Origin of the sequence: Nostoc sp., assembly GCF_036919675.1 — a bacterium.
Classification (GTDB): Bacteria; Cyanobacteriota; Cyanobacteriia; order Cyanobacteriales; family Nostocaceae; genus Nostoc.
Genome location: NZ_JBALCP010000101.1, coordinates 131,571 through 142,219, shown reverse-complemented (window position 1 = coordinate 142,219; position 10,649 = coordinate 131,571). Strand labels below are relative to the sequence as shown.

10 protein-coding genes and 1 pseudogene are annotated in these 10,649 nt (G+C 43.8%); 5 read left to right on the top strand and 6 right to left on the bottom strand.

The annotated features are described in order from the left end of the window. Positions 1-597: 597 nt before the first annotated feature. From V7K49_RS22310 to V7K49_RS22290, 5 genes are all read right to left on the bottom strand, one after another. Positions 598-1,371: a hypothetical protein gene (locus tag V7K49_RS22310; RefSeq protein WP_335207515.1), complete on the bottom strand. Its 774-nt coding sequence runs from the start codon at positions 1,369-1,371 to the stop codon at positions 598-600. Positions 1,372-1,729: 358 nt separating this feature from the next. Continuing rightward, positions 1,730-2,137, bottom strand: coding sequence for a hypothetical protein (locus V7K49_RS22305; RefSeq protein ID WP_335207522.1), 408 nt, complete (start codon positions 2,135-2,137; stop codon positions 1,730-1,732). Between the two features lie 234 nt (positions 2,138-2,371). Next, on the bottom strand, positions 2,372-3,022 hold the full coding sequence (locus V7K49_RS22300; RefSeq protein ID WP_335207514.1) for a hypothetical protein: 651 nt from the start codon (positions 3,020-3,022) through the stop codon (positions 2,372-2,374). Between the two features lie 200 nt (positions 3,023-3,222). Further along, positions 3,223-4,323, bottom strand: a complete 1,101-nt coding sequence (locus V7K49_RS22295; protein WP_335207512.1) for a D-alanine--D-alanine ligase family protein — start codon at positions 4,321-4,323, stop codon at positions 3,223-3,225. A gap of 86 nt (positions 4,324-4,409) precedes the next feature. Next, positions 4,410-4,628, bottom strand: coding sequence for a hypothetical protein (locus V7K49_RS22290; protein ID WP_335207510.1), 219 nt, complete (start codon positions 4,626-4,628; stop codon positions 4,410-4,412). A 380-nt stretch (positions 4,629-5,008) separates the two neighbouring features. On the opposite strand from V7K49_RS22290, the gene V7K49_RS22285 reads away from it, so the two are divergent. Beyond that, entirely contained in the window at positions 5,009-6,700 is a 1,692-nt protein-coding gene (locus V7K49_RS22285) for an NAD-binding protein (protein ID WP_335207508.1), read from the top strand. Between the two features lie 207 nt (positions 6,701-6,907). Here V7K49_RS22285 and V7K49_RS22280 read toward each other — a convergent pair whose 3' ends face one another. Then, a complete protein-coding gene (locus tag V7K49_RS22280; protein WP_335207507.1) occupies positions 6,908-7,351 on the bottom strand; it encodes a hypothetical protein in 444 nt (147 codons plus the stop codon). A gap of 345 nt (positions 7,352-7,696) precedes the next feature. On the opposite strand from V7K49_RS22280, the gene V7K49_RS22275 reads away from it, so the two are divergent. The 4 genes and pseudogenes from V7K49_RS22275 (at position 7,697) to V7K49_RS22260 (ending at position 10,560) form a co-directional block, all read left to right on the top strand. Then, positions 7,697-7,873 carry a hypothetical protein gene (locus tag V7K49_RS22275; protein WP_334870736.1) on the top strand — a complete coding sequence of 59 codons (177 nt, stop codon included), beginning with the start codon at positions 7,697-7,699 and terminating at the stop codon, positions 7,871-7,873. Between the two features lie 553 nt (positions 7,874-8,426). Beyond that, positions 8,427-8,744, top strand: a pseudogene (locus V7K49_RS22270) (IS110 family transposase); the annotation flags it as partial. Between the two features lie 79 nt (positions 8,745-8,823). Next, positions 8,824-9,279 carry a photosystem II protein PsbQ gene (gene psbQ, locus V7K49_RS22265; RefSeq protein ID WP_335207504.1) on the top strand — a complete coding sequence of 152 codons (456 nt, stop codon included), beginning with the start codon at positions 8,824-8,826 and terminating at the stop codon, positions 9,277-9,279. Positions 9,280-9,381: 102 nt separating this feature from the next. Then, positions 9,382-10,560 (top strand): NAD(P)/FAD-dependent oxidoreductase, encoded by a 1,179-nt coding sequence (locus tag V7K49_RS22260; protein WP_335207502.1) that lies wholly within the window; start codon positions 9,382-9,384, stop codon positions 10,558-10,560. Positions 10,561-10,649: the final 89 nt, after the last annotated feature.

The window sequence follows — 10,649 nt, the reverse complement described above, 5'->3', positions numbered from 1 at the left end:
TTAATTTCAGCAATGCCCTCTGGGTACGCGACTTTGACATAGTACTTAAATACTATAAAATTGCGATCGCGCTGTGCCAGTTGCGTAAGTCCTGTAATATAGCCAACCCTCAGCAAATTCAATAAACTATAACCCCAGCATTACCCAGATATCCCCCCGCAGTTGTTTAATCCGTTTCAAATCCTTTTGTACAATTTAAAAGATTTCAGAATGCGACACCTCATTACACACCAGCCCTACAATCGCTGTCACACGCGGATGTAGGGTTTTTTATCTGCTCGTGATGGATTGGATATTTTGCCTGGTATGATCCCACATATAGCAAAAGCCCCATTAACCCAAGCGTATTGAATTAAGCCCCTCTTTTTAAAAGGGTTTGGGGGGATCTTCCGGGGCAAAGTATCACAAAAGAAAGCGTATTGCTTTATATCTATGCAATTGGCAACGATTAATTATGAATTATTCGGTCAAATAATATGAAATACCAAATACAAATATTGCTAAAAGAACAGGAATCATTTTACTAAAGTCTATTTGCTTTTTTTGAACTATTTCTAAATCCAAAATTTAAAATTCGGTTAGCGATGAGAGTAATAATTAAGCAGTCTTAAAAAATTGAATAATTTCACGGACATGATCGAGAAATTGTCCGTCAGTGGAAAGTTGCGCGATCGCATTCCTTGCTTCTCTCCCCAAACGCTCATGTTCAGTTTGATTAGTAGCTCGTAATTCCTCCAAATTAGCAGCAATCCGGGCTAAATCTCTACGAGTTTCTTCGGCGAAGCGTTGTTGAGTTGCTGGTAATGAATAAGATTGTTCTGGGTTAAGTTGCTCCTCCAATGACTGGATTTTTTGTTCCAATATAGAGAAGCGATCGCGCAGTTCAAAAATATCTTCGCGCGGATACTTCCATTCTTGGCGAATCATCGCTAACCGCGCATATAAATACTCATATGCGCGAATAGCTGGACGCAGAATTGTTAATAACAAAGCTGCACCAGAACTGATATATCCCACCGTACTAATACCAGTGGCAGCAAGAGTATAAAGACCAACAGTTGAGAATAAGTGTAAAGCAATGGCAACCCAGAGCGATCGCTTTGCCAACACTGTGACATACTTCACTTGTTTCTCATCGACTGGAATTCCTTTTTCCTTGGATTGTGCTGCTTCTGCTAAGACTTCTTTGGCTTGAAAATGTACATTCCACGGTACGGTAACAATTACCAACAGCCACCAAAAACTTGCACCACCAATCACCCAATCAAGAAAGTTACCAGCAGGGATGTGCAACCATTGCAGTAAGCCAAAAGCCGCCAGCACCACAACCACAATTCCAGCAATCGAACTGATGAAAAAGTTAATATACATCTTGCCCTGTCTTTGGTGAAACTATCACCTCGATCATGACTGTACCCCAGCAGTTATACGGAAATGCTTGTGATGGTTTTTCTAGTAGCACATATCCCACTGTGCGGAATTCAAACTTCAAAAAATTTTGTGTTCAGAATGCTTGTGATAGTTTTTTTAGGAGCACATATTCCGGGAGCATCCCAATGCAGGCAAATTTACCAAAATCGTTAAAAGTCAATTGCGAATGAAGCATACTCCAACTCTACCAGACGCTCCGCGAACCCAGAACCCGCAGGCTACTGTACAGGATTTTTATCACTTGTCAACTAGCTATTGGTAGATTGACAATTTTAGATTTTATAAGATAGCACCAGGTTTACTCAACTAGATAACTGCGCCAATTAGATTGAGTACTTTTACTACCTTTTTCTGGAATTAGCGATCGCCAAGTTTTACCTTCTTGCTGAATTTGCAGGTAAACGTCAAAGGGTTGTTGTGGTTGCGTCAAGCGTCGTTTTGGTAACTTAACAATCAAGTCATAGGTTCCGCGAACGCGGAAAGCTGGTAAATTTTCAATCGTCAGGGGTTGTTCCTGGCTAATTGATAGCCGTTTGATTTCAAATCCTTGAAAATCTAGATCCAATTGTTGGCTAAGTTTTTGTTGAGTTTGCTCTAGCCCAAGTGCGATCGCTTTTTGCACTAACTCGCTAGTCGGTAGCAGTCCAATACTGCCACAAGCTGTCACTAGCACCAGCAATATTGCTGTCAAAACTAACCGCACGATGTTATTCACTGCTTGATCTGCTATTTTCTTCCTTATCAGTTTAACCGGACGTGTAAAAACTAGTAAAGACACGGTAGAACCGTGCCCTAATTCGTAAAAAGTATTATTTTTAGGACTTAACGCAAAAAACCTCTCAAACTCTCATTCCTCCGTGTACTCTGTGTCTCTGTGGTTCGTTCTTTCATAACCCGTGCGTAAGTCCTGATTTTGACAGGTTTTTGCTTTACAGTACTATTAATACTGCCGTAAAATTGCAGATAAGGAACTATCTTTACGAAGATCCATCAAGTCTGCCAAAGATTCTGTACGCGTATCCAAGTGGTGCTTGTGTTCTGCTGGCAGAACCGTCACCAGATTTTTTGGTTTTAGTGGCATCTGCATAACGGGCATCAGTCGTGGCTGTGGCACAAAAATTGGCTGGTTCTTGGGAAGGCGTGGTTCCAATCTTTGGTAATGGCTCTGTGCCAAGCGTGCCTGATGGCGGTTAATCTGTTTTTGGACTTTTTCCGGTTGCGCTTTCCGGTTGAGCATTCGGAAAATGAGCAAGCAACCACTACCACAACTGAGGACGATCGCAGCCACCATCCATAAAGGTATAGGATTACTATTCTCAGAGGGCGCATTGATTGGTTGTTCAACTATAACTGGGATTTTTTCTGGTTCTTCTTGTGCTACCTGTCCAGCATTACCTAAGCTATACAGGGCAAAGCCACCACCTCCGATAAACATGGCTAAAAACCCAGTAAACAATAGCCAAGGATGATGTGCAACCAGATATATCAGAACATTCGAGCTTTGTTTTAGTCTCGATTTCCTTTTTGTCAGCTCTGGAGTAGCCCCTCTTAGTTGGGTTCGCTCACGCTGTACACTCTGACTTTTTTCCATGATTACTTTCAGATTTGTACCCCTCTAGTCAATAAATTGTACTGGAGGAGTCAAGCATCAGGTATCCGTAACAAAATTTTAGATTCAAGTAGCTTTTTTGTAAAACATACGTTACCAAATCCGGCTAACTTTTGCCAAAATTCTGTATTTATTGTGACTTTTGCCCTAATAATCTGAAATCAGTTTGCTTATTTTCTCCCTCAGCTAGGAGAATGCCTAGCGATCGCAAGTTGAATTAACCGATCAACTAACTCTGGAAAGGAGACTCCACTATGGGCCCAGAGTTGGGGATACATACTCGTTGCAGTAAAGCCTGGCAAGGTGTTGATTTCGTTAATCAAAACTTCTTTTGTCGCTTCCACGTAGAAAAAATCTACCCTTGCCAACCCCGCAGCGTCAACAGCTGCAAAGGCTTGCAAAGCCATGTCCTGAATTTGACGGGCGATCGCATCTGGAATCGGTGCTGGTATCAGTAAATCTGCCATTCCTAAAGTATATTTAGTTTCATAATCGTAAAAATCACTGTCATATATAATCTCTCCAATGACAGAGGCTTGGGGTTGATCGTTACCTAAAACGGCACACTCGACTTCCCTAGCGACGACACCAGCTTCCACAACCAGCCTTCGGTCATAACTAGCAGCATTATCTAAGGCGGCTTCTAATTCTTGGCGCGATCGCACTTTGGCAATACCCACTGATGAACCCAAATTAGCAGGCTTCACAAAAGCGGGATAACCTAATACTGCCTCAATTTCATCACACAATTTCGGAAATACGCAAGGATTAGACCAAACCTGCGCTCTAGTTATCGCCTTGTATTTTACCTGTGCTAGTCCCGCTTGCTCAAAGGCTATTTTCATGGCAATTTTATCCATCCCCATTGCCGAACCTAACACCCCAGAACCAACAAAGGGGACTTGCATCAAGGTGAGTAACCCTTGAATTGTCCCGTCTTCACCGTTGGGGCCGTGGAGAATGGGAAACCAAACATCTACTTGGGCAACTTGAGAGGGAGATTGCCACTTGTTGAGGGTTTGGGCTTGAGGGTTGGATATCAGATGTGCTTCAGAAGTTAATTGTTCAGATTCCAGTAGCGGACTGCCGGTTGCTAAAACCTTTTGAGGTGTTTCTCCTGCTAGCCAACATCCATCTTTTTGGATGTAAAAAGGCAGTATTTCGTACTTACTAGCATTTTGCTCTGCACTCAAGGCATTAGCGATCGCCCGGGCTGAGTTGATCGAAACTTCATGTTCTCCCGAACGACCGCCAAATAGTAACCCCACGCGCAGCTTAGGCATTTTCGGTTCCTCGACACTCCTCAAGCAGATAGCGTATCACAACCTACAAAAATTGCCATATTTTTCTATATTATTTTATTGCCTGTTCAAACCCTGGCTAGAAAAAACTCTCCTATTTGAGGTGTCAAATTATAGTGAGCTTTTAAAGCTGCTAGGTAACGTAGGGTGTGCATTGGCATTGTCAGTCGATACAATCGCATTGTCAGTCGATACAATCGCATTGTCAGTCGATACAATCGCATTGTCTGTTGATACAATCGCATTGTCAGTCGATACAATCGCATTGTCTGTTGATACAATCGCATTGTCTGTCGAAACAATCACATTGTCAGTCGATACAATCGCATTGTCAGCCGATACAATCGCATTGCAGATCAAAATATTTGTGTGTACACCTTAGCTTAAAAGGAGAGAGCAATGAAATCTTACTCCCCTTTCGTTGCAGAGAAGCGGCTGTTCTAGGTCTCTATTAAACTCAACAAGAGAAGTGCTATAAAACCTTTTACCCTCAATCATCAAATTTATAATTCTCTTTCTACTTCGTGCCTCTACCTCCTGCCTGCTGCCTCTTGCCCCCAATTGAAACAATCGTGTTGTCAGCTACAGTTATATTCCAGGCAAGTGGGCAACAATATTGATAAATAACTAGAAATGCAGCCCTACCTATAAAAGATGCTGCCGTTTCATGAAACCTCGAATTATTGTTTGTGGCTTAGGACTTACCGGATATAAAACCTTTCGGTTGCTGAGACAGCAGGGAGTCTTCGTTGTTGGTATTCATCACCAATCCATCCCTGGCGAAACAGCACCAGATGTGATTGTTGGCGATTTACAAGCAGCTTCTACCCTAACAGCAGCCGGAATTCAACAGGCAGACACTTTAGTAATCACTGGATCTAAAGATGCTCTGAATTTGTCTATTATGATGCAAGCGCGAGTGCTGAATCCCCAGATTCGGATTATCAACCGTTTTTATAATACAAATTTGGGGGAGCGCCTAGATCAAAGTTTGCCAGACCACTTGAGTATGAGTGTTGTGGGATTAGTAGCACCCGTATTCACGTTTGCAGCACTGGGAAGCCAAGCGATCGGACAAATCAAATTATTTGAGCAAACTTGGCCAATTCACGAAGAATACATTGATGAAAACCACTTCTGGAAGGGTCGAAAGCTGAGTGAATTCTGGGAAGACCGATCGCGGATGCTGATTTATTACTTGCCAGTAAAAGGTGAGATGGATTTGGTGTCAGCTGTAATATCTGGACAAAAGATACAAGTAGGCGATCGCTTAATTATTGGCACTCAACCCCGTATCCGTTCTCCTCGGAGATCATTGATTAAAAAACTGCTGAAAGTCTTGACTAATCTTAGGCTGTTTCAGCAACATGGGCGATCGGTACTACTGGGTGCTGTTGCACTATTGGCGGTTATTGCGATTGCTACATTCACTTATATGTCGGCTGAGTTGAGTTTGTCTCCTGTCGATGCTCTATATTTTTCTGTAGGCATGATTACGGGAGCGGGTGGTAATGACAAAGTAGTAGAAAATGCTCCTAATAGTATTAAGCTATTTACCGTTGTGATGATGCTGGTTGGAGCAGTGGTGATTGGTATTTGGTATGCAATGCTCACCGATTTTGTCTTGGGAAGCCGCTTTAAGCAATTTTGGGATGCAGCCCGAATTCCCCAGCGATATCACTACATTGTCTGTGGCTTGAGTGGTATTGGGGTGAGAATTGTCCAGCAACTCCACGCCAGCGGATATGAAGTTGTAGTAGTTGAACCCGACTCCAACAACAAATATGTCAACACCGCCCGCGAACTCGGTATCCCCGTCATTCAGGGTGATGCCAGCTTTCGCACAATACTCAAAGCCAGCAATATAGAGTCTGCCGCCGCCGTGCTTGCTGTTACTAACAATGATGCTACTAATCTGGAAATTGCCCTCAAAGCCAAAGGCTTAACACCCAGCATTCCAGTGATTGTTAATTATGCCGATCCCGATTTTGCCGGCATAGCGCAACAGCTATTTGGCTTCGAGGCTGTACTGAGTCCAGCGGAACTAGCGGCCCCAGCTTTTGCCGCTGCTGCACTAGGGGGACGCATCCTCGGCAATGGCATCACAGCAGATAGTCTTTGGGTGGCTTTTGCAACTGTGATTACACCTTCACACGTCTTTTGTGGTCAGTGGGTGAAAGATGTAGCCATGTCTACTGATTGTGTACCTTTATACTTAGAGAAAAATCACCAAATCCATCACGGCTGGGATTTATTAGAAAATTGTCTCAGTGTTGGGGATGTTTTGTATATGACGATGCCAGCGACGCGGCTATATCAATTGTGGCGGGACGAGCGAGTTTGCGAATCATACACTTAAGGGACTGACAAAAAATAAATTATCCAAAATTATTTGTACATTTGTAGGGGCGCAAGGCCTTGCGCCCCGGAGATGGGATGTTTTTTTAACTGGAAGTCCCTAAGGCGATCGCGGCGTCAACATCTTTTCTACAAGACGCTTTGAGAGTAGGGGTACAGCTTTTGAATTTCGCGAACCGACTTGACACCGATCAGCAATGCTGTGCCCCTACGGTGTGTTAGTTAAATCAGTTGGTTTATTAAAAACTTCTAAAATCTGTCGGCAAATCTGTTTGAGCTTATCCCCAATTTCACCAGAAGGCGAAGACGCGCCGACAATACTCCAATTTTCTACCGTAGAAAGTCGCCACGCCTCGCCGCGATGATCAAATCCAGCTACCTGCACGCCGATCGCCCGGCATGAGTTATTGATGGGATCTTGATAAAATCGAATTTGAATTAAAATACTGCGACTTCGCCAAGATTTGCTAATACCGGGAAAGTGAAAGCCAATGTCTATAGAGTCTGGATCGACTAACTGCCTGGTTTCCGGGTCATTTTTCCAGGGTTTGAGATCAGATTTGGCATCAGGAAACTCGAATTTGAACAAATTAACCACCGTAGCAATGTTGCTGGCGAGTTCAAGGTTCGTTGCCTGTTCAGCTGCGTTCACTAAAAAACACTCCTATATTGCATCGGCATCTTCGGGCATATGAAGACAGTAAAACCGCCAGAAGGCTTATATCATTGGTGTTTCAGCTTATCAAGACCTTTGAAATTTAGCAACTCTAAATCATACTTCCCTAACAATCATCGTTACTAACAGATGCCAAAAATCGCTTCTTGTTGGGACTGGCTAACACCTATTAAGTAATTATACTTAAAAATTCCTCAAAAGCAGATGAAACTCTGCCCTTTGTAAAAAATATCAAAATTTTCTGCAAAATCTTTGGCTGAGAAGAATCCCCAGTGAGTTCTACTTCAGAAAACTGAAGGCAATGAATCCTCCGGCGAACTTTTGTGGCGATTGGGAGAAACTGGGCATCAAAGCTGTGTGCTGCTTACCAGCCGGGAAAAACCTGCCGAAATCGCTGCCACCGAAGGTGATGGTTTCCCAGTTCGGACTCTGGCTTTATCAAGATTAGAAGTTACAGCAGTACCCGTATTAATCTGTCGGGACTCAGTTGCACGTTAGGTTCTGTTTTTAAGCTTTCTGCTAATTGACTTTTCGCGTCTTACCATCCGTAACTACAATTTGCAATCGCCAAAGCAAGAAATACGATTTACTGTACAAGCTGACTATTGGACTAGGCTTGAGAGCCACTGTTTGCCACCATGCCGAGCGCTTGTGCCTTCTCTCTTGGCGTATTTGGCGTACTTGGTGAACCAGCGCTCTCCGGCGGGTTTCCCGCTGTAGGCGACTGGTGTTAGCGTAGTCAGTAGCGAGTCAGACGTTAACGCTGCGCTACCCTTGCGTCAACCGAAGGGCGGTTCGTTTAATAATTAAGTGTATCTTCATAGCGAATTGGTATAAGTACAGCATTTGATTAATTCGTAGCGAATTAAATTTGGCAATATTGTGCAATACCAATGCATCAGCCGCCTTGTTAATGCATCGGCTTGCATTGTTAATGTATCAGCCGTTTTGTTAATGCGTCGGCTTGCATTGTTAATGCATCCCGACGCAATGCCAATGCATTCCAAAGGAATGTTAATGCGTTCTCCTGCATTAAAAACGCTACGTTTTTACAAAAAACTGTACTAAGCGACACCTTTGGCTCAGGAGGTTTCAGAAGGCTTTGGGTATGGCTTGGTCACTGGAATCATCGGGCGATAAACATAAAAGTAAGGTAATTGAAGGTAGCAACTTATGTCGTAAAGCCTTGTGGCAATGGGTTTTTACTATAATTGAACCTAAACAATTACGCCTTAGCGATCGCATAGTACACCAGTTGGGCGAACTGCTAGATACTGAGAAAGCCGCCGGCCGCCCGGTTAAGTTGGTGAGGATGAAAGTTGCAGCCAGGGCAGCGCGGTTACTATTTAGAGAATTAGTTAAAAGTTGACTAGAGTGAACGATAAATTGCGCTAGCGATCTAAAATGACACTGGTAATCGGTAAACAAAAAGCAATTAAGTTCAGTGTATGGTGCGTCAACGCTCGATTTTTTCATTTGTTCTAGTATTATTGGCCACATTTCTTATTAGTTGTGGCGGCCCTGGTGTCGCTCTGGTACCTCCAACTTACACGGCAACACAACTTGAAAGAATTCAGGCATATATTCCTGAAATTCAGGCTGTGCGCGATCGCTCACAAGAGTTGAAAACCCTGATCAAAACAGGTGATTGGATCAACGTGCGTAACTTTATACATGGCCCCGTAACAGAAGCAAGGCTGAACCTGACTTATGTCACTCCCAACCTTCTACCCAAAGACCAACCCGCAGCACGTCAAATAACGCGAGATTTGTTTAACGACCTGGTTAAACTTGATAAAGCTACTAGTGCTGGCAATCCTCAAGTTGCCTTGAGCAACTCCCAAGCTGCTTTCACAGACATTGACAAATTCCTCGATCTGCTTCCTAAAGCAGAAGAGAGTTAAGAGTTAAGAGTTAAGAGTTAAGAGTTAGGAGTTAAGAGTTTTAAATTTTTAACTCCTCACTTCTAACTTCTCACTTCTAACTTCTAACTCTAAGCACAAGTCATGAATGTAGTTATTATCGGTTGTGGTATAGTTGGGGCTGCGATCGCCTATGAACTGAGTCAAGTAAAAGGGCTAAAAATCACGGTTTGCGATCGACAACCACCAGCACAAGCTTCCACGGGCGCTGCACTTGGCGTTTTAATGGGCGCAATCAGCCAAAAAATTAAGGGCAAAGCTTGGCAGATGCGACAAACTAGCATCCAACGCTATGAAACTTTGATTCCTGAACTAGAAGCTTTAACAGGTCGCAAAATCCCTTTTAATCGCCAGGGAATTCTGATGCTTTTGTCTGATCCCCCCTTGAACACGGGCGGCAAGGGAATTTCAGTATGGGAAAAACTAGTAGAAATTCGCCACTCTCAAGGCTGGCATTTAGAAATTTGGGACACTGCTAAACTCCAGAATATGTGTCCTCAAGTTGATGTCTACGACGGGCTGCGCCTACACGAAAAAATTACTAGCGCTGTCTATTCTCCTCAAGACCGTCAACTTGATCCAACTGCCCTCACATTAGCTTTAGTTGAGGCTGCCCAGCAAAATGGTGTAACTTTCAAATTTGGCGTGACTGTATTGGATGCCCAAACCTCACCACCTGAGTCTTCCCCCCAATTTTGCGTTCAACTTGAGACTACAGAAGGAAAAATAGCCGCTGATTGGTTTGTAGTCGCAGCAGGGTTAGGTTCAACACCATTGACAGCAAAATTAAATCAGATAATTGATATCCGTCCTGTGCTTGGGCAAGCATTGCAAGTACGCGTAGGGCATCCATTAGGCAATCCCGACTTCCAGCCGACGATAACGGGTAACGATGTCCATATTGTTCCTGTGGGCGGTGGAGATTATTGGGTAGGTGCAACAGTGGAATTTCCCAGTAATGAAAATGAGATACCGCCAAATCAAGAACTGCTGGAATCTGCTAGAGAACAAGCGATCGCATTTTGCCCAGAGTTAGCCACAGCAACTATTATCCGCACTTGGTCGGGGTTACGTCCCCGTCCTGAAGGACGCCCAGCCCCAGTTATTGGTAAGTTGTCAGGGTTTAGTAATGTCCTCCTAGCTACCGGACACTACCGCAACGGCGTTTTACTTGCACCCGCCACAGCTTATGCAATTCGTGAGATGATTATTCCTCAGGGAGTGGGCAATGGGGATGAGGGAGCAGGGGGAGAAAGAAAATAACTAATGCCCAATGCCCAATGCACTATGCTCAATGACGCCACTTGCTTCTCCTAAGGGAGACGCCCAAGGGACAAGCCGGAGAACCTGTC

What these genes read in the sequence shown, in the direction of transcription:
- V7K49_RS22310 (WP_335207515.1), bottom strand. Translation starts at nt 1,371, where the DNA reads ATGTATATTAACTTTTTCATCAGTTCGATTGCTGGAATTGTGGTTGTG.
- V7K49_RS22300 (WP_335207514.1), bottom strand. Translation starts at nt 3,022, where the DNA reads ATGGAAAAAAGTCAGAGTGTACAGCGTGAGCGAACCCAACTAAGAGGG.
- V7K49_RS22295 (WP_335207512.1), bottom strand. Translation starts at nt 4,323, where the DNA reads ATGCCTAAGCTGCGCGTGGGGTTACTATTTGGCGGTCGTTCGGGAGAA.
- V7K49_RS22290 (WP_335207510.1), bottom strand. Translation starts at nt 4,628, where the DNA reads ATGCGATTGTATCAACAGACAATGCGATTGTATCGACTGACAATGCGA.
- V7K49_RS22285 (WP_335207508.1), top strand. Translation starts at nt 5,009, where the DNA reads ATGAAACCTCGAATTATTGTTTGTGGCTTAGGACTTACCGGATATAAA.
- psbQ (WP_335207504.1), top strand. Translation starts at nt 8,824, where the DNA reads ATGGTGCGTCAACGCTCGATTTTTTCATTTGTTCTAGTATTATTGGCC.
- V7K49_RS22260 (WP_335207502.1), top strand. Translation starts at nt 9,382, where the DNA reads ATGAATGTAGTTATTATCGGTTGTGGTATAGTTGGGGCTGCGATCGCC.